The following is a 22902-nucleotide window of genomic DNA, read 5'->3' as shown; positions in this document are numbered from 1 at the left end:
TCAACTATATTTATTACGCGCTTTGTTCTTTACTTAATTCAATCTTCATTGATGTTAGTAAAATTGCAGCAATGATAACCGTCATGATCCAAAATGGAAGATTTGGAGCTGCTTCGAAAACAGCTTGGTAAAATAACCCCCCATACACTCCGCCAATAACGGGGCCTAACACAGGAATCCATGAATAACCCCAGTTGGAATCTCCTTTTCCAGGGATAGGTAAAATAGCATGTGCTATTCGAGGCCCCAGGTCCCGGGCAGGGTTTATCGCATACCCCGTCGTTGAACCAAGTGACATACCAATGGCGACAATGAGCAATCCGACAATTAAAGGATTAAGACCATCTGTGAATTCGTTAGCTCCAATAAATAAAATACCCATTACTAGTATAAAAGTGCCTACTATTTCACTTACTAAATTTGATACGGGACTATCAATGGCAGGGTCAGTGGAGAAAATAGACAATTTCGCCATCGGATCCTCCGTTCCAGCCCAGTGAGGCAGGTAATGAAAAAACACAATTACCGCACCAACAAATGCTCCAGTCATTTGCGCAGCAATATACATAGGTACCTTTGCCCATTCGAAATCTCCAACAGTTGCCAATCCAAGGGTAACAGCTGGATTAATGTGTGCTCCTGTAACATCTCCTACTGCATACACACCCATAGCCACCGCCAGTCCCCAGGCAATCGTGATTAATACCCAGTTCCCGTCAGCTTTTGTATGCTTTAAATTTGCTCCAGCAATAACACCGCCACCGAGGATAATAAGAATCATCGTCCCAATTAACTCACCCATGAACTCTGTCATGTTATATATCCCCTTTCTGGCATACTCAATAAAAAACACACAAGTTAAAATAGCACGTTGCTACTTTTATTTGTGTGGATCTTGAATTTCTCACGAACGATTCATATTAGCCTTTCTTATATTATTAAAAATTCCAAAGCTCTGCCCGTGATGTAGATACTGCAGAAGCACCTGATTGTATAGCCTCTTTCGTTTCTATTTCCGTTCGAATTAATCCGCCTGCAATAACTGGAACTCCAATTTGATCCTTAATCTCTTTTATCATTCCCGGAACAATTCCAGGCAAAACTTCAACGTAATCCGGCTTTACTTTTTTTATAATCGAAACATTGTGCTCCACAGCTTGACTGTCAATAAGAAATAACCTCTGCACTGAAGTAAGCTTATACTTCTTAGCTTGTTGAATGACATGGGAACGCGTTGATATGACTCCATCTGGCTTTACTACTCTTCCAAGAAACTCCATACCATAGTCATCCGCCTTTAAACCTTGTATTAAATCTACGTGCACCCACACTTTTTTCCCAGCCTTTTGTCCTGCACGAACGACTTTATGAAGCAGACCCAGCCGACTTTCTAAGATAATAATATATTCAGTAGAGGTTTGAAGTAGTTTTTCAAAATCTTTCATATTTTTGACGGCAGGCAGTACCGTTTGATTAAGACTCACTAACTTCACCCTCCTTCTTCATTCGTTTTTCCATTTCTTCTTTCGTGTAAATTAAATTCATAGGGTTTCCTCCTACGAATGTGCCTGGTGGTACATCTTTATGGACGAGTGTTCCTGCAGAAATAACAGCGCCATCCCCAATTTTCACTCCAGGTAAAATAGTCGAATTCGCACCAATTAATACTTCGCTGCCGATTTCTACTTTACCTAGACGATATTCACGAATCAAATATTCGTGAGCAAGAATGGTGGTGTTATAACCTATCACCGAATTACGCCCTACTGAAATTTTTTCAGGAAACATAATATCTACCATTACCATTAGGGCAAATGCGGTTTGATCTCCCACCTTCATTCCTAAAAAACGACGGTACATTCCATTTTTCACTTGTAAAAATGGAGTGTACCTCGCTAATTGAATGACAATGAAATTTTTGACCACTTTTAAGAAAGGTACCGTTTTATAAATATGCCAGAGAGAATTTGCACCATGCACGTGGTATCGTTTTGTCCGCCGCATTGAGTTATCCTCCTACAATATCAAGCAGGTCGTTCATATGAGAGAGCATAAAATCCGGTTCAAGTTCTTCTAAAACTTCTCGTCCTTTAATCGTCCAGGCTACTCCAGCAGTAAGCGTTCCTGCGTTTTTACCACCTTCAATGTCATGCGTATTATCGCCGACCATAAGAGTTTGTTCTGGAAGCCCGTTTAATTGATTCATAGCCTTTAACACCGGTTCAGGATCAGGCTTGGCATGCTTTACGTCATCAAGTGTGACGACCACTTCAAATAAACCGTCGAGACCTGTTAATTCCAGTCCCATCTGTACAGTATGGCGCATTTTAGTTGTTACAATACCTAATCGATATCCTTCCGACTTTAGTTCCTTTATTGTATTTACCACTCCATCATAGGCAGTGACAAATTGATCGTGGTTGGCGACGTTATGCTCGCGGTAAGTAGTAACCATGGCCTCCACTTGACCCGCATTTACTTTTGCTAAGCTGTCACGTAAAGGAGGGCCTATAAAATTTAAAATCTCTTCTCGCGTATATGGACGGGCGGCATATTGCTTCACTGTATGAGTAAAGGAAGCAATAATCAATTCATTCGTGTCAATTAACGTACCATCCAAATCAAACAAAATTGTTTTAATACTCATGACTTAAGCTTCTCCTCTTCTCTCGCTGCGCTCTATTCCAGACGAATCCGACTGCAGCTGTTAATAAAATAGCTGTAAGTAAACGAATAGCAAGTAATGGCCAAATAGGAATCCCTAATGGAATAAAGATTAATGTATCTTCTACTACGGCATGACAAGATACTAAGAAGATCATAGCAAGAAACATATCCTTTTTTGAAACTCCATCTTCTTCCACTGCTTGAATCATTAAACCTGCTCCATAAGCAAGGCCAATGGTCAGGCCTGCAGCTAATGTCATGGAGGTGTTGCGCTCCATTCCGAGAAAACGTGTAGCTGGGGCAAGCCATTCCGAAAAGCGGTCAAGCCAGCCTTTTTCTCTTAGGTACTGCATAGCCACCATCAACGGAATTACGATCAAAGCCAGCTGAATAATTCCCATGGCAGCAGTTTGCAAGCCTTGCGATATAATTTCCACCCAGCCTTCTGGTACAGTTTGTCGTTCAGGTGCAAATCCATATTTCGCCTGCTCCTGTCCCCCGCTCCACGCTAAGTTAATAAAAAGCGCGGATAGGAAAGCTAAACCAATGCGAACACCAATAACAAGCCACCAGCTTACTCCAACTTTTTTAGCAACTGTTGATTCAATAATAAGGTTGTGAGAAAACGATAACATTACCGCTAAAATAAATACTTCTTTAACTGTAAAATCGAAAGAGATAATAGCAGCAATTCCAGCGTACAAGTTTAAAAAGTTGCCAAGTACTAAAGGAACGGCTGCCTCCCCGGAAAGACCAAGCAGTCCCATAACTGGCTCTAGCTGTTTCATCACCCAGGGTAATACGGGAGTGAACTGAAGGATGGTTACAATTAACGTAACTGGGAAGATGACCTTACCCAGTGTCCAGGTTAATTGCATCCCCTTTTTCAGTCCTTCAATAAAAATAGACTGCATACTTGATCCCTCCTTACTTCACTTTTTTGCCGTTATAATATTTATTAGCCAATCCAACTTTTCTGCGATAAATCATGACTGCGACGGCCACTACGATGAGTAATATAGAAATGAATTGGGCTGTACGTATTTCACCAAATAAATATAAGCTGTCCGTTCGTAATCCTTCTACATAGAAACGGCCTATCGAATACCAAATAATATAGCTTAGGAATACTTCTCCACGCCTAGGGTTGAATTTATGACGCAGAACGAGTAATAAAAAGAATCCTAAAATGTTCCACAATGATTCGTATAAAAAGGTTGGGTGATATACCGTCCCGTCTATACACATTTGCTGGTTAATAAAATTGGGCAGGTACTGCATATAATTATTATAAAATGATTCAGATACAGGTCCGCCGTGAGCTTCCTGGTTCATAAAGTTGCCCCATCGTCCAATAGCCTGACCTAGAATAATACTAGGTGCTGCTATATCAGCAATCATCCAAAAAGACAGCCCTTTAACCTTCGTGTAGAAATAAGCGGTGAGGAATGAACCAATTAATGCTCCGTGAATGGCAATACCGCCCTCCCATATAGCAAAAACCTTCCACCATGGCTCTCCTACATATCGATCCCACTCAAATATGACGTAGTAAAGCCTGGCACACAAAATAGCGATAGGAATTGCGTATACGACGATATCAACCATGTAATCTTTCTTAAGACCGAGCCTTTCTGTTTCTCTAGTTGCAATCAGCAGGCCCAAAAATGCTCCTGTGGCGATGATAACGCCGTACCAGTAGATAGATAGAGGGCCCAGCTGTAATAAGACTCGATCCAGCGATTCAGGTGTACAAGCCAAGTTAACTCTCTCCTTACTCTTCTATTGTTTGATCTTCATCGATCACTTTTGTCAACCGTTCTGAAAACTCTTCAGCTGCATTTACGCCCATTCGTTTTAATCGGAAGTTCATAGCAGCTACTTCTATAATTACTGCTAAGTTACGCCCTGGACGTACAGGTATGGTGGCCTTGGGAATCTCAGCATCCATAATTCTCATCGTTTCCTCTTCTAAGCCCAATCGATCGTATTGTTTCGTCTTATCCCATATTTCAAGGTTAATCACTAAGGTAATTCGCTTGAAACTTCTTACTGCCCCTGCGCCAAATAAGGTCATTACATTGATAATCCCTAATCCGCGGATCTCAAGTAAGTGTTCAATCAGCGGGGGGCTGTTTCCAATCAACGTATCATAATCTTCTTGTCGAATTTCAACGCTATCATCTGCGACAAGTCGGTGTCCCCTTTTTACAAGCTCTAACGCCGTTTCACTCTTACCTACACCACTTTGACCTGTAATGAGCACGCCTATACCATAAATATCAACTAACACTCCATGAATCGCTGTAAAAGGCGCAAACTTCGATTCTAAGAAGTTTGTTAAACGACTAATGACGCGTGTAGTCTTATAAGGAGAGCGCATGAGAGGAACAGCTGCCTCTTTTGCAGCAACAGCTAGCTCTTCAGGAATATCCATTCCCCTCGTAATTACTATTCCTGGAGTGATATCCGTGCATAACTGTTCAGCCCGATGTTTCCTTTGTTCATGAGTCAGCTCATTAAAATAGGATAGTTCTGTCTTTCCAAGCAATTGCAGGCGATCTTTAGGGTAAAATTTGAAGTACCCCGTCATTTCAACACCCGGGCGAGAAATATCGCTCATATGTATTTCACGATGCACCCCATCTTCACCTGCTACTAATTCCAGTTCGAACCGTTCCAACAAATGCTCTGTTCTTACCTTGCTCATGGTAAAACCTCCTCGAAATCGTAACTTCACTGTCCCTTATTGTAGCACGTTTTAATAAAATCTTGGACAGAAAAAATCCTGCAGGGTTTGGATCTCCTGCAGGGCTTCTTTAATCTTTTATCATTTTGTTTAACAACAGGTTAATAAAAGAAATTACCAACGCTGCTAAGATGGTCATTCCAAACCCATCAATTTCAAACATTGAGCCTAACAAACCATCTGTCATGGCTAAGGTAATTGCATTAACGACGAGCAAAAATAACCCTAGCGTTATTACTGTAATCGGTAAAGTTAAAAGTACTAATATCGGCCGTACAATAGCGTTTAAAATCGATAAGATTAAGGCCGCAATGAGTGCTCCGCCGAATCCCTCAATTTCTACAGAGGCAAAAACAAAACTTACAAAGATAATCGCAACTGCGTTGACCAATATATGGAGCAACCAATTTTTCAACAGAATCCCTTCCTTTTCCAGTAAATCAGGTTGTCGTATCTTTTACTGTCACAGATCCTGTTTTCGTATCTGCTTCAAAATGATACACCTGTTCAAAATGATCACGAGCTTCAAACACAAGCTCTTTACTGATCACTTCTTTTTTATTACTGAGAATTTTATAGTTTTCTATATCACAATGCAGACTTCCCATGGACGTGCTGATCTTTCCATCAATTCTCTTATTCTCTGGCAGACTGACATTTATCTGGCCCGTTGTCGTTTTAAAGAAACCGGTGTGAGCGGCTTCTCCATCATTATTGACTGTAATACTTCCAGTGACTGCTGAAGCATCCGCTTTGCCAAATTTACCGTCGAGTTTAACTGAGCCATTGATCGTGTCAGCTTCGCAAAAATCAAACTCACTTTCAGTAATCGTTACGGAGCCGTTACCCGTTTCCAGCTTACATGATTCACCTTTGGATCTTTTCACTCGTAAAGAACCATTAGTGGTTTTCAAATGAAAGTGATCTGACTGAATGTCATGAGAGGTAATCGTTCCATTGGATAATTTTGTTTTGATAAATTCATAACGTTTTTGAGGCAGATACAGTTTGACAAACGTTTTAATTTTCTTCGATGGATTTGCAAAACGTAAAATATTATTTGTCACATCAAACTGACCATCAGCTAAAAATTGTTCTTTAGCCTCCTTTTCATTCGTTGCCTGGTACACTTTGACATGACACTCTGCTTGAGCATAACTCTCTGACCAGGGCTCCAAATGCAAAGAACCATTTGCAATAGAAATATCTAAATCATGAAAAGGTTCACCTGACGTCTCAAGGTGGTATTGAAATTCAACGGCTTCACCAAATGAAAGATCAAAGTCAGCGTTTTTAATTTTTTCTAAAGCTTCACCAACGAAGTCTTTAAACCCGTATTTCTTCCCTGCTGATTTATCCTCTTCACCTTTAGAATATTCAACTGCTTTAAGAAGTTTCTCTCCTTCTTCTGCAGATATCGTTCCGGTCTCAATCATTTTAAGTATTTTCATTCTTTCTTCGCTCATAAACGAATCGCTCCTTTATCTTTGTTATTCCCTGGCTATAGCAGATAAAAACTATTATATTTATTAGATTTATAAAAAAAGACACCTCGATGATAAGCATTGTTCAACAAGGTGTCTTCATTCGTAGGTTAAGTTTGAAACGTCCAGCGGTAAAACCGTTCTGTTTTTAAACGCTGATACTGTTCTGAAGATTGATCATGACTCTCAATGAGTTTCATCATCCCGTCTGCCTGGGATAAATGAGCACGAATCGCTGCCACTTTTTCATCCCAATAGGGGGAGACATCAAAGATAAAATCAGGCTCACCCAAATTTTCTTCATGATGATTGCTGATAGCATGCATCCATATTTCCGGCCTATATCCCGGCTCAATCATCTCGACCGCCTTTACTACAGCGGCACCAAGTGCATCGTGATCCGGATGCACTCCATAACCTGGGTAATGGGTTATGATTGTTGTCGCGCCATAATCTAAAATACGGTCTTTAAGATGTTGGGCCAATTCATTTATTGGTTCAAACTCTAACGTTTTATCACGATAACCTAAGAGTTCAACATCGATATCAAGCTGTTTAGCAGCTTCTTGAAGCTCTTTTTGACGGTAAGTGTAAAGCGTCTCACGATTGGCAAATACAGGGCTGCCCATGTTTCGCCCCATTTCACCGAGGGTTCCACAGAGATAGGTAACAGGCACTCCTTCACTGCGAAACTTAGAAATGGTCCCTGAAGCACCGAACGATTCATCATCAGGGTGCGGGAAAATGACCAGTATTTGTTTTTGTTTAGCCTTCATCTTCTTCAGCCTCATGGGTAAAGGGTTTTTCGCTGATTTCCAAAGCAACCATCAAGCGGCCTTCCCGGTCATGTCCTGCCATGAGTAAGCGCCCATCATCATCAATTTCGAAATCACTGACGCCTTCAGCATAAACCCATCCCAGGTCCAGCTTTAAACCTACTCGATAGGATCCGCCTGTGCTTACAATTTTTCCATGTTGATACTTCACGTGTGCATTTCGAATAAATGCGCCTACATTATAAGCTTTCTCATCAAAATGGCTGGCATATGCCCCATTAGTTGTTTCTAAGTGAATATACACATCTTTATTCGCAAACTGATTAATGTATTCCTGTACGACAGATTGTTCAATTGCTTTCATTTTCAAAAATTCCTCCCGTTAAACGTCTCTTGTTTAACGATACTTAATTCGCAGAGCCGCGTCAAAGCATCTACTTGCTGGAAACTTTTTCTTTAGACTTCACTTTATCTTTCATTCGCTTCTGATCACGCTCTAGGATTGGTTTTAAATACTTGCCTGTGTATGAACTTTTTTCTTCAGCAACTTCCTCCGGTGTTCCTGTGGCTATGATTTGACCGCCCTTTTCCCCGCCTTCAGGGCCTAAGTCAATAATATGATCGGCTTCTTTAATCACGTCAAGGCTGTGTTCAATAATGAGAACCGAATCGCCGTTATCCACAAGCCGCTGCAACACGTTTAATAATCGAGAAATATCGTCTACATGAAGTCCTGTCGTTGGTTCGTCTAAAATATAAAATGACTTTCCATTAGAACGACGGTGCAGTTCACTCGCAAGCTTAACACGCTGCGCTTCACCTCCAGAGAGGGTAGTAGCCGGCTGACCAAGTTTAATATATTCAAGACCTACGTCAGCTACTGTTTGCAGCTTCCTTTTAATTTTAGGAATGTTCGCGAAGAAGTCCAATGCTTCCTCAATTGTCATTCCTAAAACTTCCGATATATTTTTGCCTTTATATTTTACTTCAAGCGTTTCCCGATTATAACGTTTCCCGTCACAAACTTCACACGGAACATAAACATCGGGCAGAAAATGCATCTCAATTTTGATGATGCCATCACCGCGACAAGCCTCACACCGGCCGCCTTTTACATTAAAGCTGAAACGACCTTTCTTGTAGCCGCGGATCTTCGCTTCATTAGTTTGAGCGAAAACATCTCTAATATCATCAAAAACACCTGTATAAGTGGCTGGATTAGAACGAGGCGTTCGGCCGATCGGAGACTGGTCAATATCGATTACCTTCTCTAATTGCTGAATACCCTGGATCTCTTTATGCTTCCCGGGCTTTTGTTTCCCATTGTGAAGTTTCATTGATAAAGATTTATACAAGATATCATTGATAAGCGTACTTTTTCCCGACCCTGAGACTCCAGTAACAGCTGTAAATAAACCAAGTGGAATTTTAGCATTTACTTTCTTTAAATTATTTTCTTCCGCTTGTTTAATAGTGAGATAACGTCCATCAGCCTTGCGTCGTTGTGCCGGCAAAGGAATAAACTTTTTACCAGATAAATATTGACCTGTTAGTGATTTATTGCTTCTCATCACCTGCTTTGGGGTACCTTGGGTAACAATTTCCCCACCATGCGCTCCTGCTCCAGGACCAATATCAATAAGGTAATCCGCTGCCAACATCGTATCTTCATCGTGTTCAACAACGATTAGAGTATTATCTAAATCACGCATTCTCTTAAGCGTATTTATTAAACGGTCATTATCTCTTTGATGAAGCCCAATGGATGGCTCATCAAGAACGTAAAGAACGCCAGTCAAAGCAGATCCAATTTGTGTAGCCAGACGAATTCGCTGAGCTTCGCCCCCAGATAGCGTTCCTGCCGACCGGGATAAGGTTAAATAATCAAGTCCGACATTTGCTAAAAAGCTTAATCGCTCGCATATCTCTTTTAAAATCATTTTCGCAATGGTTTGTTCTTTTTCCGTCAGTTCAAGGGACTCAAAAAATTCCTTTGCTTCTGTTACAGAGGCTTCCGTGGATTCCCCAATATGTTTTCCACCAACTAAGACAGCTAACGCTTCTTCATTTAAGCGGTTGCCTTTACATTTTGGACAAGGTTTCTGAGCCATATATTTTTCCATTTGTTCCCGTATATAATCAGACCCCGTTTCACGGTAGCGTCTTGAGATATTAGGAATAACACCTTCAAAGAAAATTTCATTTTCACGGACTTTTCCAAAATCGTTCTCATAACGAAACTGAACCTTCTCGTCCCCGCTGCCGTACAGCACACGATCCAGCTGTTCTTTTGGAAGCTCATTGACCGGTTTATTCATATCAATATCGTAGTGGTTAGCTACGCTTTGAAGAAGTTGAGGATAGTACTGCGAGCTAGTAGGCTCCCACGCGGCAATAGCATGCTCTTTCAAAGATAAGTTCCAGTCTGGAATCACAAGATCGAGATCAACCTCAAGCTGAGTACCAAGACCATCACAGCGGTTGCAAGCTCCATATGGACTGTTAAATGAAAACATGCGCGGTTCAAGTTCGCCTATTGAAAAACCGCAAATCGGACAGGCATGATGCTCACTAAACATGAGCTCTTCCCCATCAATAATGTCCACAAGTACGTGACCTGAGCCGAGGTTAAGAGCTGTTTCTAAAGAATCAGAAAGACGGCCTTCAACCCCCTCCTTTACTACTATACGGTCCACAACCACTTCAATCGAGTGCTTCTTATTTTTCTCAAGCTTTATTTCCTCGGAAATCTCTCGCATTTCGCCATCCACTCGAAGACGAATGTACCCTTCTTTTTGAAGCTGATCAAAAACTTTTACATGCTCCCCTTTGCGTCCTGAGACAACAGGAGCTAGTATTTGCATTTTCGTACGCTCTGGATATTCTTTGATTTGATCTACCATTTGCTGTACAGTTTGTGAACTGATTTCGATGCCGTGATTTGGGCAATTCGGCCGCCCCACCCGTGCGTAAAGAAGACGCAAATAGTCGTAAATCTCAGTGACTGTCCCCACTGTTGAGCGAGGATTTTTACTTGTCGTCTTCTGATCAATTGAAATTGCAGGTGATAATCCTTCAATCGAATCTACGTCGGGCTTGTCCATCTGACCGAGAAATTGGCGTGCATATGCACTTAGTGATTCAACGTAACGGCGCTGCCCTTCGGCGTAAATCGTATCGAAGGCTAAAGAAGATTTCCCTGAGCCAGAAAGACCTGTCATCACGACTAGTTTGTTTTTAGGAATATCAATATCGACATTTTTCAAATTATGCGCCCTTGCGCCTTTTATACTTATGTTCTTACTGGCCATAAGGTCATCATCCTTCCGCTTTTAATTCAAGAATAACATCGCGTAACTCTGCTGCTCGTTCAAAATCTAAGTCTTTCGCAGCTTGTTTCATTTCCGTTTCTAAATTGTCTACTAATTCAAGACGCTCTTTCTTCGTCATTTCTGAAGGCTTTTTCTCAGTGCCGTATGCTTCGTCTTCTTCTGCGACGGTAGTGGCTTGAATTAGATCACGTACTTCTTTTTTAATCGTTTTTGGTGTTATTCCATGCTCTTCATTATATGCAATTTGCTTTTCCCGGCGTCGATACGTTTCATCGATAGCATATTGCATGGAGGCTGTTGTTTTATCAGCATACATGATGACTCGTCCATTTTCATTACGAGCCGCCCGCCCTATAGTCTGGATAAGGGAGCGGTCAGAACGAAGGAATCCTTCTTTGTCTGCATCTAAAATGGTAACAAGGGAAACTTCAGGAATATCTAAGCCCTCTCTTAATAAGTTAATGCCGATGAGCACGTTATACTTTCCTAAACGTAAATCCCGAATAATTTCAATTCGCTCCATTGTATTAATTTCAGAATGAAGATACGCTACTTTGATCCCAATCTCTTTCAAATAATCAGTAAGATCTTCTGACATTTTTTTCGTCAATGTTGTAACTAGCACTCGTTCATTACGCTCTTGCCGTTTATTAATCTCTCCAATCAAGTCATCAATTTGACCATGAATTGGCCGGATCTCGATTTCAGGATCAAGCAGCCCGGTAGGACGAATAATTTGTTCCGTCATTTTCGGCGTGTGTTCAAGCTCGTAAGGTCCGGGAGTAGCTGACACATAGGTGATAAAATCTATATGCTTTTCAAATTCTTCAAAGCGTAAAGGACGGTTATCGAGTGCAGACGGAAGTCTGAAGCCATGGTCTACCAATACTTGTTTTCTCGCCTGGTCTCCGTTATACATACCACGAATTTGCGGTAAGGTTACGTGAGACTCATCGACCATAATTAAAGAGTCTTCTGGAAAATAATCCATTAATGTATAAGGGGTGGCTCCTTTTTCCCTAAAGGTTAAATGACGGGAATAGTTCTCAATTCCTGAACAGAAGCCCATCTCCTTCATCATCTCCAAATCATAATTGGTACGCTGTTCAAGACGCTGGGCTTCTAAAAGTTTGTTTTCATCTTTTAACTCCTTTACCCGCTCGTGCATTTCTTTTTCAATATTTTTAATCGCTTTTTGCAGCTTGGCTTCACGAGTCACGAAGTGCGAAGCCGGAAAAATGGCTACGTGATCACGTTCTCCTACAATTTCTCCTGTTAACACATCAATCTCGCGAATCCGATCAATTTCATCTCCAAAAAATTCTACGCGAATCGCATGCTCTTCTCTTGAAGCAACAATGATTTCAACAGAGTCTCCGCGCACACGAAACGTACCACGCTGAAAATCAATATCGTTACGAGCGTATTGAATATCAACTAAGGAGCGCAGCAACTCATCCCGATCTTTTTCCATTCCTGGTCGAAGAGATAAAACCTGGCTGCTATATTCTTCCGGGGAACCTAAACCATATATACATGAAACACTAGCAACAATGATGACATCATTTCTTTCAAATAAAGAGGTTGTTGCTGAGTGACGGAGTTTATCAATCTCGTCATTTATATTTGAATCTTTTTCAATAAATGTATCGGTTTGAGGCACGTAAGCTTCAGGCTGATAATAATCATAAAAGCTCACAAAATACTCTACCGCATTGTTTGGGAAAAATTCTTTGAATTCACTATATAACTGTCCTGCTAATGTTTTATTATGAGCGATTATTAACGTCGGTTTGTTGATTTGCTCAATGACATTAGACATCGTAAATGTTTTTCCTGTGCCTGTAGCACCAAGCAATGTTTGATGCTTCTGGCCGTTTTGAATTCCTTTTACGAGTTCTTCTATTGCTTTAGGCTGATCGCCCTGGGGTTCGTATTCAGAAACTAATTCAAATTGATTGTCCATCCCACAATCCTCCGTTCTACATTAGTTCTCCAATAGTTTACCACAATATTTTACCATTCTAACATGAAACGAACAAACATTCGTGTTCGGCTGCTTTGGAAAGTTTTTCATGACGTTTTAAAAGCTGTACAGAGTGGTTGAAAAGAGATTTATGAACTTACCTTAAAAATTACTACGACCTTTATTTTACAAGCGAGATAGAAAAATAAGCAGAAAAAAGCCTAAGGACATCACAATCCTTAGGCTTCACATTATATTACTCGTACGATTGATCATACTTGTTCACTTCAAATAGATCAATTAATTCAACATCTTCATGCTTATCTTGGAACCAACGAAGAGAAAAGTCATTCTTAAATAATACTAACGGCTTCTGTTCACGATCAAGTACAAGCATATTTCGGTCATCAAACATGGATTCATCCACCTGATCTTCGGGCAGCCATCGTGGAATACGTTCCCCTATTGATGTTAACTCTATCTCAACATTATATTCATTTTTCATACGGTATTCGAAAACTTCATATTGAAGTTCCCCGACGGCACCAATAATATAGTCTTCAAAGTGATAATGTTTAAACAGTTGGATCGCACCTTCTTGAACGAGCTGCTCAAGACCTTTTTTAAACTGCTTAGATTTCATAACGTTTTTCGCCGTTACTTTTTTGAAAAGCTCAGGTGGGAATTGTGGCAGTTCATCATACTCAAAGTTCTGTTTACCTGTCACAATGGTATCACCAATCCGGTACACGTTTGGGTCATAAATGCCTATGATATCTCCCGCATACCCTTCTTCTACAGTCCCACGGGAAGAAGCGACAAACTGCTGGGACTGAGCAAGCTTAAATGCTTTGCCCGTTCTGGACAGCGTAACGTTCATTCTTCGTTCAAATTTCCCTGAGCAAATACGTACAAAGGCAATTCGATCACGGTGCTGGGGATTCATATTGGCTTGAATCTTGAAAATAAAACCTGAAAATTCTTCATGTTCAGGTGAAACAACCCCCTCGGTTGAACGACGAGGAGCCGGTTCAGGAGCGTAGCGTATAAACGTATTAAAAAACGTCTCTACTCCAAAAGGTGCTAATGCACTACCGAAGAAAACCGGGGTTTGGTCTCCTTTCATCACTTTATTGAGATCAAAGCCATCTCCAGCTTCGTCAACGAGCATCAGTTCATCCTCAGCCTCTTGATACGTAGGATCTTCCGTCAGATCAGGGTGTTGATCAAGCTCGGAAAAAGGAATATATGTCTCTTCCTCATTTCCTGTATAGCGAACAAATTGATCGTTTTCTCGATCAAATACACCCATAAAACGTTTTCCCATTCCAACCGGCCAAGTCATCGGATAAGTTTCAATATTTAAGGTGGATTCGATTTCTTCCATCAGCTCTAGTGGCTCTCGGCCTTCGCGGTCCATTTTATTAATAAATGTAAAAATAGGAATACCACGCATTTTACAAACCTTAAATAACTTCAAGGTCTGTGCCTCAATTCCTTTGGTACCATCAATCACCATGACTACGCTGTCCACTGCTGTCAGTGTACGGTACGTATCTTCACTGAAATCCTCGTGTCCCGGTGTATCAAGTATATTGACCTGGTATCCTTGATAAGGAAAATTCATTACACTTGAGGTTACGGAAATTCCACGTTGTTTTTCAATCTCCATCCAGTCTGAGGTAGCAAACTTACCAGACTTTTTCCCTTTCACCGTGCCTGCTGAACGAATCAAGTTACCAAATAGAAGCATTTTCTCTGTCATTGTTGTTTTACCAGCATCGGGGTGGGAAATAATAGCGAAAGTCCGGCGCTTTTTCGTTTCATCTTGTATTGTCATCGTCATATCCTCCAGTTCTTAAATTAAGTCGATTCAAATATTGGGCAGGATATACGTTTTACATCGGCATGTTCACTCCATAACAAAAGCCGCTCAGGCAAACGAGCGGCTACTCGAATTTTAAAACTCTCTAACTTGAAAGTTAGCATAATACAGCATTAAAATCAATAAAGGAAAACCTACATTCACCCCTTTCGTATGCTTTATTAGTGATCAGGGAAAAATAGCAAATATTAAGGAAGAAATATAGACCCCTCTCCTGTTATAATGAAAAAAAAGAGAAGTTAGGATGCCAGCTATGCAGTCATACCTTTTACAACCTAGTGATATAAAAAAAATAACAGGGCAAACCTTTTACACACGAGGCGAGCAATACTTCAAGCAAGGTAAAGTCTACGGACTCACCCATAATAGCGCCATTCGTTCCTGGCGCGCTGTCGTGACGGGTACTCATGATTATGAAGTACGCGTTTTCTTTTTTGAAGATGAGGATCTCGAAGCCCGTTGTGAATGCCCTGCCTATGAAACTTATTATAGCTGCAAGCATATTGCAGCTGTTCTTTGTGCAATTAGAGAAAGAGCGATTATCGAATCGTCTCCTAAGCTTAAAGAGGAAAAAGATGATAATTCCGCTCCAAACGTAGATACTCAAATTGACCGTGTCTTTGCTATGCGGTTATTTGAGACATTTAGAGATCGGCAAGAAAATAGGTATAACGATTCTCACAAAACTACGCTTAACGTTCAGTACTATGTACATGTTCAATCCTGGCTTGGGAGTAAAAGCCTTGGTATAGAGATAAAGCTGGGAGAAGGCTATGCTTACGTGATTAAAGACATTAGAGAGCTCCTACAGCACATCCAACAAGAAAAACCCTATCAAATTTCGAAAAAGTTTACGTATGATCCCGCTGAGCATACATTTGAAGAAATCGACAAAAAAATTATTGATAACCTGTACCATAGTTATGAGCAGGAGTTATTTTATGATCGACATTGGAGTGCTGGAGAACAGCGGATCTTAACACTTCCTCCTTCTTTAACCGCAAGTTTATTAAGAGATTTACAAACCCGGTTTTGTGAAGTAATCGAACGCGGTCAATCGAAAGGTCAGCTAGAGATGAAAGAAGCGTTTCCTAACCTGAATTTTTACGTTTCAGAAGAACGGGGACGCTATCACCTTCACATGAACCAATTGAAGCAATATGAATATTTAAAAGACTATCATTTATTACATGAAGAAGGTATATTTTATCCTATTTCGCCTGATAAGGAAGAAGTTATCCAAACCTTGCATGCCCTATTACCTTACAATTCAAATGGAAACCATACCGTCAGCCAGGTCGACATGGAAGGAATTGTATCTTATGTACTTCCTGAATTGGAATCCATTGCTAAAATATCTTTAGATGAAAAAGCTCAATCCAAAATTATTCAAGAAGATCTTAAGGCGAAAGTGTATCTCGATTTTGAACAATGGGCATTAACCATAGATGTGAAGTTTATTTACGGTGAGCACGTTCTCCAGCCTTTTAACAACCAAGAATCGAAGCAGCACATCATTCAGCGAGACCGAAAAACCGAACAAGCGATCATCCATATCATAGAGCAGGCTGAATTCAAGTTTGATGGTGAGACGGTCTACCTTGAAGATGATGATGCTTTACATCTTTTTTTAACCGACTACCTTCCTGAATTGAATCAGCTGGCCGAAGTGTATACTTCGAATTCCGTTAAATCACTTATGTTGGACCAGGACCGCGAACTTGTCCCTTCCGTAGATATAAATAGTGATGGAAGCTGGCTAGATATTCGTTTTGGCATAGATGGAATTTCTGAAGATGACGTAACAAATGCCTTACGCGCTGCAATTGAACGTAAACGTTACTATCGACTATCAGACGGTGCCTTGCTTTCTCTGACCAGCGAGTCATTCGAAAGGTTTCAAAATTTCGCGGATGAACTTGATTTATCCGCTTCGGATGTAGATCATTCAGGTCTTCAAGTTTCAAAAGCACGCAGCTTACAAGTAAATGACTCTTTATCTTTGCACGAAGAAGAAAAGAATGAACGTTTTACAAAATTAGTCCAGCGCCTGCAGTCTCCACAGTCCTTTAACATTGAGCCTTCACCAGCATTAGATGCTGATTTACGCGACTACCAGCTGACTGGATTTCGTTGGTTAAAAACATTGTCCACTTACGGACTTGGCGGTGTGTTAGCAGATGATATGGGGTTAGGAAAAACCGTTCAAAGCATCGCTTTTCTTTTATATGAGAAAGAAAATAATCAGCTCGACCGTCCTGCGCTCATCATAACACCTGCTTCTCTTGTATATAACTGGAAGAAAGAAATGGAAAAATTTGCACCTTCTCTCAGCGTTCAAGTAATTTCAGGAGATCCGGTAACGCGTAAAGAGAAACTACAAGAGAATGTCGATATATTTATTACTTCTTATCCGCTTCTGCGACAGGATATTGGCTTATATGAAGAAAAGAAATTTCATGCCATGTTTTTAGATGAAGCACAAGCGATTAAAAATGAGACAACAAAAACCTCTCAAGCTGTAAGAACCGTAAAAGCTGAACACCGCTTTGCATTAAGCGGGACCCCAATAGAGAACTCACTAAATGAGCTATGGTCTCTATTTCGAACAATTATGCCTGGTTTCTACTCGAGTAAAAAGAAATTTCTACAAATGAAGCCCGAGAAAATTGCTCGAATGACGAGACCCTTTATATTAAGACGTATGAAAACCGAAGTCCTAGAGGAACTGCCTAATAAAATTGAAACTGTACAGTATTCAGAGTTGACTCGAAACCAGAAAGAAGTCTATTTGGCTTACTTGGAGAAAATACAATCTGAAGTAAACGAAACGATAGCTACAAAAGGGTTACAACGAGGAAAACTGGAAATTTTAGCAGGATTAACACGCCTTCGTCAAATTTGCTGCCATCCGCAACTTTTCTTAGAGAACTATGAAGGAGAATCGGGAAAACTTGAACAGTTAAAAGAACTCACGAGTGAATTAAAAGCGGGGGGACACCGTGTATTAATCTTCTCTCAGTTCTCCAGTATGCTCAAGATTCTCCACGACGAACTAACGGTTAGCGGGATGAGCGCTTTCTATTTGGACGGCGGTACTAAAAGTGAACAACGAGTTGAAATGGTGGACCGTTTTAACAATGGGGAAAAAGATGCCTTCTTTATCTCCTTAAAAGCCGGGGGTACTGGATTAAACTTAACTGGAGCGGACACCGTAATTCTTTATGACTTGTGGTGGAATCCGGCGATTGAAGAACAAGCGGCGGGCCGTGCTCACCGAATTGGTCAAGAAAAAGTGGTTCAAGTGATCCGCATGATTTCAGAAGGTACGATAGAGGAAAGAATCTTTCAATTACAGCAGAAGAAACGTGACCTTGTAGATCAAATCATCCAACCAGGTGAATCCATGCTTACTTCCTTAAGTGAAGATGAGATTCGTGAATTGTTCCAATAAAATCAAAAACAGCCTTTAGGGGATATATCCGCTAAAGGCTGTTTTTTTAAGCTGTGATGGTTTTTTTCTGAAGTTTGAACCAGTAGCCTCCTAGAATCATTGCTCCGATAACCATCGTCATTGTAGAAATGATCATATGAATCGAGGAAGCCAGAACGACGTTTCCTGTAATGACGATTACAAAACCGACCACCGCATTGAGTAAAATCGTGATGAGATACGCCCAAGCGAGTAACTTGTGATACTTAAATTTCGTTGCGTAAATCACGTACCATAACGCGGCTACAAAGATAACAACTGTTGCCACCCAATGCAGCGAGTAAATCATGTTCGCAATAGACTCACTTCGGATCAAGTACTCAGCAGCCGGTATATCCAGCAGAACATTACTGGCACGGCTATGCTTGAAGAAAGCCCCTAAGATAACTTGAGCTACATAAACCACAAAACCAATCACAAAGGCTCGATAGCTCATACTAACTGTGGACCAACTCACCTGGTTTAACTCTATTTTCGTTTCATGCAAACTATAACTAAGTAATACGAGAATAACCAGCAATACTTGACTGAACGTAACATCCAGCGTAGTAAATCCAGGCGGCGTTCCCAGCAGTACATTTAGCCCTCCAACAGCTGATTGAAATACAAGCATTCCTAAGCTCAAAATAGCAAGAACTAATATAGTCTTTCTTTTTCTATGCTTTTTAATAGCTCCTATTGCGTTAATAAATGTTAATAGCGCTAATAAAGGAACCATTAAGCGATGTGAATATTCGATAATTATATGGTAATCGGTGAGATCAGGAATAATCTGACCATTACAAACGGGCCAGGTCGTACCACACGCATCCCCAGAATCTGTAGCTACTACAAGATTGCCAAGGATAAGAGCTATAAATGTGATGACCGTAGTGAGAATTGAGAATTTCTTCATCGTCTTACCCTTCCTATATCTGAAATCATTACATAAAAATCTTTCTATCAAATCATATCACGAAATAGTGGGATTATAAGGCTTTAGCCTCTGAAATTTTTGTGAACATATTGAACTTATAGTAACAAAACCATGTTCTAGTTTACTCTTCTTTTCTTGGGAAGTCATCAATGAACGGTTTATTTCATACGAACTAAGGGAAAATTTAAGACCTAGAGGAGGGTTTAGCGATGAATTATAAAGCTTTTGTGTTTGATGCCTACGGTACACTGTTTGATGTTCACTCTGTAGCACAAGCTATTCAAAAACATTTTCCCAATAAAGGCAGCCAAATTAGTGAAGTTTGGCGAAGCAGTCAGGTTCACTATTTTATGGTTCGCCAATTAATTGGAGGTTATGTGCCTTTTGATGAATTAACGAGATGGGCGTTATATGATGCTCTATCTAAGAATGATGTAGAACCACACGAAGAAACCATCTCCACATTAATGAAACAGTATGAACATTTATCTCCGTTTGAAGAAGTTCGTGATCTGCAAAAACATTACCCACACCATAACCTGACGATCTTTTCAAATGGGACCAAATCCATGCTTGAGCCGCTTCTTGAAAATAATCAGCTTAGTCACTTTTTTTCTTTGTTAAGCGCAGATGAGCCTAAAGTATACAAGCCTCACCGTGAGGCCTATGCGTACGCTCAAAAGCAGTTGAATGTAGGAAAAGAAGAAATCCTCTTTTTCTCTAGTAACCCTTGGGATATAGCGGGTGCCACACAATTCGGCTTTCACACGGCTTGGGTGAACCGACAAAACCAGAAGTGGCCTGAGTTAGGAATCAAACCTTCTTATATAATAAAAGACTTGAATGAAATTCCTGAGTAAGCATAATGAAAGAGTCTGGAACGAAACTAAATAAAGCATAGTATAATTCGAAGAAGAAAGGATTTTACATCGCTTTCCTACGGGATCTTCGGCTCGTGCTGTTCCAAAAGGAGTCTGCGTATTTTGACTACGCTAATGGAGAAAGGAATAACCTTCGTAATGTGATTTTTGCAAACGCTGCTTTCATGAGGGCACACCATTCACCCGAGGAAAGGGAGTCGTTTTCCTCAAACCCTTTACACTCCTCTAACGCAAGGAATTTTACACTCTTTAAAGGTTCTCTACAAGCTGAAAAACCCCTCACAAAATAGTGAAGGGTTTTCTATGATCAGCTAACTGTTTGGGTTTGTTGCTGGCTTTGAGCTTCGGCTTGAGCCTGCTTAATTAAACAGCGGCCTTTTCCGTGGGGAATACACATTGGCGTGCCAAACAGCGGGTCTTGACGTACGTCACAATTCATTTCGAATACATGCTGCATTAAGCCACATGTCACAACTTCTTCAGGCTTCCCTTGGGCATAAACCTCTTTATCCTTCACAGCTACAATATGATCCGCATAACGGCAAGCAAGATTAATATCGTGAAGAACCATAACAACCGTGCGTCCATTGTCCTGGTTCAAATCAAACAACAAGTCAAGAATATCAATTTGATGAGTCATATCAAGGTAAGTCGTCGGCTCATCCAACAAAATGAGATCTGTATTTTGAGCAAGTGTCATAGCGATCCAGGCACGTTGACGCTGGCCGCCAGATAGAGAATCAACCGAACGATCTTTTAATTCTGTTAAGTTTGTATCATACAGCGCTTTTGTAACCGCTTCTTCATCTTCAACTGACCACCGTTTTGCCCAGCTCTGATAAGGATATCGACCTTGCTTAACAAGTTGATAAACTGTCAGTCCTTCAGGCGTTGTTGGACTTTGCGGAAGAATAGCCATTTTTTTAGCCACATCTTTTGTACGCATTTTAGAGATATCTGCACTATCCAGGATTACTTCTCCGGATTTAGGTTTCAGCAAGCGGGCTAGTGAGCGTAACAGTGTGGACTTTCCACAGCCGTTCCCCCCAATTAACACCGTTACTTTGCCTTTAGGTATTTGTATATCTAATGAGTCAATAATTACTTGATCCCCATATCCTAACGTCAGATTGTTGGCCAATAGTGACTCCATCTGCTCTCTCTCCTTTACTAACAAACCGATTGCCTGTTGGTGTAAGTATAAGTTCATTTATATTCGAATTGCTTATGTGTAAGAATGTTAAGTTTCAACTCTCTTTAGTTTAGAAGGTAATTTTAGTTGTGTCAATGAATTTGAGAATCATTTTCAGTAAAAAAAGTATTATTTCATTAAATTTTCAAAAAAATAACCGGGAGGCAAGCATTGCTATCCTCCGTTTGATAGCTTAGAATTCCTGAAATTTAAAGACAAAACGGTTGTATGGAGATAAATCTCATACAGACCGTTTTGGCAAAGAAAGACCACACGCAATTATTTCTGCCTAAGCTTCTTTGCCAGCTTAAGAACGCGAGTATCATTATCTTATTGTGCCATTGATTCATAGGACACTTCTTGTACAAATAACAACCCTAATTCATGATGATCACCTTCATACATCGCTCTTTGTTCATAACGGTTTTCTCCTCTAAAATCCCTAACTTCAACCTTTGTCAGCGTGCGATTCGTTTGGAGCGCTTCATAAAATTCATGTACAGAAGCAACAGGTATGCCATTCACTCTGACAATCAGTTCACCCGGGAGTAGATCCATTTCATCCGCAGGACTTCCTGGAATTGTACCGAGGATACGCACTCCACGCTGATCCTGAGTAAAGTAAGGTTTACTTTTCTCTCTGCTCTTATGAAATGTATAGATAAATAATCTTCCTATAACAGCAATGATCACCGCAGCGATAGCTAAAACGGGTAAAAAAATACTGGCTGCAGCAAAAAGTAAAGAGAGCATAGCCAAACCATTTGTTTGCTTCCCTAATGTAATTGCTGCCAACTTTGGAGACTGAGCACGTGCGACCCATTCATAACCGAGCAATAAAGGGAATAAGACGAACCCATAAGAACCATCTCCTACGCTAAACATAGGCCACCAAGGAGCAAAAGGTTCGATCATCCCAGCTGGGAAGAGCGAAACCATAGGAATGACTGCCAGCTTTTTCACTCGATGCTGGCCGATCTTTTTCCCTCGTTGACTGACAATCCGTTCTGGGAAGGTTCGTCTGGAGGAGGTTTGTGTTAGGAAAATTCCTTCCACTAACAATAGCAAACTCATCAAAATAGCCGTCGCTGATAATGATACAGATGTTAATACAGATACCATTTCTGCTGGCAGCACCCCTGCTGGAAGAAAAGGCAGAAGCCAAAGCAATAAAACTGACAAACCTACCGTATACACCGGAGATAGTAGTTTTAAATGAAACGGCAGACTTAACACAATCGTTATGACCGCAACTAGTAATAAATAGTAATAGGGCAGCACGACACCAATTCCAATAGCAAATACTGTTAAGAAAAATCCAGCAGCCAGTGAAACTTTCCACGTACTTCGCCCTTCTGTAAAAATATCATATACACGGGTGCCAAAGCGTTTTCTTTCTTGCTTCATCCGACGAATTGATATGACAAATAATAATAACAGCGACCAATAAAGTAACGGCTGTATCCCGAGCCTTACTAAACCTTGTATTGCTTCCTGTAACCAAATATCCACAAACGTTCTTCCCTTCTTCATTCTCTCGAAAAAATCCGCAGTCCCTGGA

19 protein-coding genes are annotated in these 22902 nt (G+C 40.6%); 2 read left to right on the top strand and 17 right to left on the bottom strand.

Annotation, left to right across the window (positions count from 1 at the left end):
- Positions 1 to 13 precede the first annotated feature (13 nt).
- The 14 genes from ACGTNH_RS06805 to ACGTNH_RS06740 all read right to left on the bottom strand — a co-directional run bounded on the left by ACGTNH_RS06805 (position 14) and on the right by ACGTNH_RS06740 (position 14814).
- Positions 14 to 814, bottom strand: coding sequence for an MIP/aquaporin family protein (locus tag ACGTNH_RS06805; protein ID WP_394585906.1), 801 nt, complete (start codon positions 812 to 814; stop codon positions 14 to 16).
- A 124-nt stretch (positions 815 to 938) separates the two neighbouring features.
- Complete coding sequence (locus ACGTNH_RS06800; RefSeq protein WP_394585905.1) at positions 939 to 1484, bottom strand: glycerol-3-phosphate responsive antiterminator; 546 nt, start codon at positions 1482 to 1484, stop codon at positions 939 to 941.
- On the bottom strand, positions 1474 to 2004 hold the full coding sequence (locus ACGTNH_RS06795; RefSeq protein WP_394585904.1) for an acyltransferase: 531 nt from the start codon (positions 2002 to 2004) through the stop codon (positions 1474 to 1476). Before ACGTNH_RS06795 ends, ACGTNH_RS06800 begins: the two co-directional genes overlap by 11 nt.
- Positions 2005 to 2008: 4 nt before the next feature.
- A complete protein-coding gene (gene ppaX / locus ACGTNH_RS06790) occupies positions 2009 to 2647 on the bottom strand; it encodes a pyrophosphatase PpaX (RefSeq protein ID WP_394585903.1) in 639 nt (212 codons plus the stop codon).
- A complete protein-coding gene (locus tag ACGTNH_RS06785) occupies positions 2637 to 3581 on the bottom strand; it encodes a nucleoside recognition domain-containing protein (RefSeq protein ID WP_394585902.1) in 945 nt (314 codons plus the stop codon). The genes ppaX and ACGTNH_RS06785 overlap by 11 nt, the downstream gene beginning before the upstream one ends.
- A gap of 13 nt (positions 3582 to 3594) precedes the next feature.
- Positions 3595 to 4428: a prolipoprotein diacylglyceryl transferase gene (lgt, locus tag ACGTNH_RS06780; protein ID WP_394585900.1), complete on the bottom strand. Its 834-nt coding sequence runs from the start codon at positions 4426 to 4428 to the stop codon at positions 3595 to 3597.
- Positions 4429 to 4441: 13 nt separating this feature from the next.
- A complete protein-coding gene (gene hprK / locus ACGTNH_RS06775) occupies positions 4442 to 5377 on the bottom strand; it encodes an HPr(Ser) kinase/phosphatase (RefSeq protein ID WP_394585899.1) in 936 nt (311 codons plus the stop codon).
- A gap of 109 nt (positions 5378 to 5486) precedes the next feature.
- Positions 5487 to 5831, bottom strand: a complete 345-nt coding sequence (locus tag ACGTNH_RS06770; protein WP_394585898.1) for a phage holin family protein — start codon at positions 5829 to 5831, stop codon at positions 5487 to 5489.
- 25 nt (positions 5832 to 5856) lie between these two features.
- Complete coding sequence (locus ACGTNH_RS06765; RefSeq protein ID WP_394585897.1) at positions 5857 to 6882, bottom strand: DUF4097 family beta strand repeat-containing protein; 1026 nt, start codon at positions 6880 to 6882, stop codon at positions 5857 to 5859.
- 128 nt (positions 6883 to 7010) lie between these two features.
- Positions 7011 to 7676 carry a bacillithiol biosynthesis deacetylase BshB2 gene (bshB2, locus tag ACGTNH_RS06760; RefSeq protein WP_394585896.1) on the bottom strand — a complete coding sequence of 222 codons (666 nt, stop codon included), beginning with the start codon at positions 7674 to 7676 and terminating at the stop codon, positions 7011 to 7013.
- Positions 7666 to 8040 carry a YojF family protein gene (locus ACGTNH_RS06755; protein WP_394585895.1) on the bottom strand — a complete coding sequence of 125 codons (375 nt, stop codon included), beginning with the start codon at positions 8038 to 8040 and terminating at the stop codon, positions 7666 to 7668. Before ACGTNH_RS06755 ends, bshB2 begins: the two co-directional genes overlap by 11 nt.
- 70 nt (positions 8041 to 8110) lie before the next feature.
- Complete coding sequence (gene uvrA, locus ACGTNH_RS06750; protein ID WP_394585894.1) at positions 8111 to 10987, bottom strand: excinuclease ABC subunit UvrA; 2877 nt, start codon at positions 10985 to 10987, stop codon at positions 8111 to 8113.
- A gap of 7 nt (positions 10988 to 10994) precedes the next feature.
- Positions 10995 to 12974, bottom strand: a complete 1980-nt coding sequence (gene uvrB / locus ACGTNH_RS06745) for an excinuclease ABC subunit UvrB (RefSeq protein ID WP_394585893.1) — start codon at positions 12972 to 12974, stop codon at positions 10995 to 10997.
- 256 nt (positions 12975 to 13230) lie between these two features.
- Entirely contained in the window at positions 13231 to 14814 is a 1584-nt protein-coding gene (locus tag ACGTNH_RS06740; RefSeq protein ID WP_394585892.1) for a peptide chain release factor 3, read from the bottom strand.
- 298 nt (positions 14815 to 15112) lie between these two features.
- On the opposite strand from ACGTNH_RS06740, the gene ACGTNH_RS06735 reads away from it, so the two are divergent.
- Positions 15113 to 18313 (top strand): SNF2 helicase associated domain-containing protein, encoded by a 3201-nt coding sequence (locus tag ACGTNH_RS06735; RefSeq protein WP_394585891.1) that lies wholly within the window; start codon positions 15113 to 15115, stop codon positions 18311 to 18313.
- A 46-nt stretch (positions 18314 to 18359) separates the two neighbouring features.
- On the opposite strand, the gene ACGTNH_RS06730 is transcribed toward ACGTNH_RS06735, so the two are convergent.
- Positions 18360 to 19247, bottom strand: coding sequence for a COX15/CtaA family protein (locus ACGTNH_RS06730; RefSeq protein WP_394585890.1), 888 nt, complete (start codon positions 19245 to 19247; stop codon positions 18360 to 18362).
- Between the two features lie 230 nt (positions 19248 to 19477).
- Between ACGTNH_RS06730 and ACGTNH_RS06725 the strand changes: the two genes are divergently transcribed.
- Positions 19478 to 20128 (top strand): haloacid dehalogenase type II, encoded by a 651-nt coding sequence (locus ACGTNH_RS06725; RefSeq protein WP_394585889.1) that lies wholly within the window; start codon positions 19478 to 19480, stop codon positions 20126 to 20128.
- A 328-nt stretch (positions 20129 to 20456) separates the two neighbouring features.
- On the opposite strand, the gene ACGTNH_RS06720 is transcribed toward ACGTNH_RS06725, so the two are convergent.
- Positions 20457 to 21302, bottom strand: a complete 846-nt coding sequence (locus tag ACGTNH_RS06720) for an ABC transporter ATP-binding protein (protein ID WP_394585888.1) — start codon at positions 21300 to 21302, stop codon at positions 20457 to 20459.
- Between the two features lie 369 nt (positions 21303 to 21671).
- Positions 21672 to 22853, bottom strand: a complete 1182-nt coding sequence (locus ACGTNH_RS06715; protein WP_394585887.1) for a PDZ domain-containing protein — start codon at positions 22851 to 22853, stop codon at positions 21672 to 21674.
- Between the last annotated feature and the right edge of the window lie 49 nt (positions 22854 to 22902).

Origin of the sequence: Halobacillus sp. B23F22_1 (genome assembly GCF_043497005.1) — a bacterium.
In the GTDB taxonomy this organism is placed as follows: domain Bacteria; phylum Bacillota; class Bacilli; order Bacillales; family Halobacillaceae; genus Halobacillus_A.
Note: the sequence above shows the minus strand (reverse complement) of the source record. Positions and strands in the feature narration are given on the sequence as shown.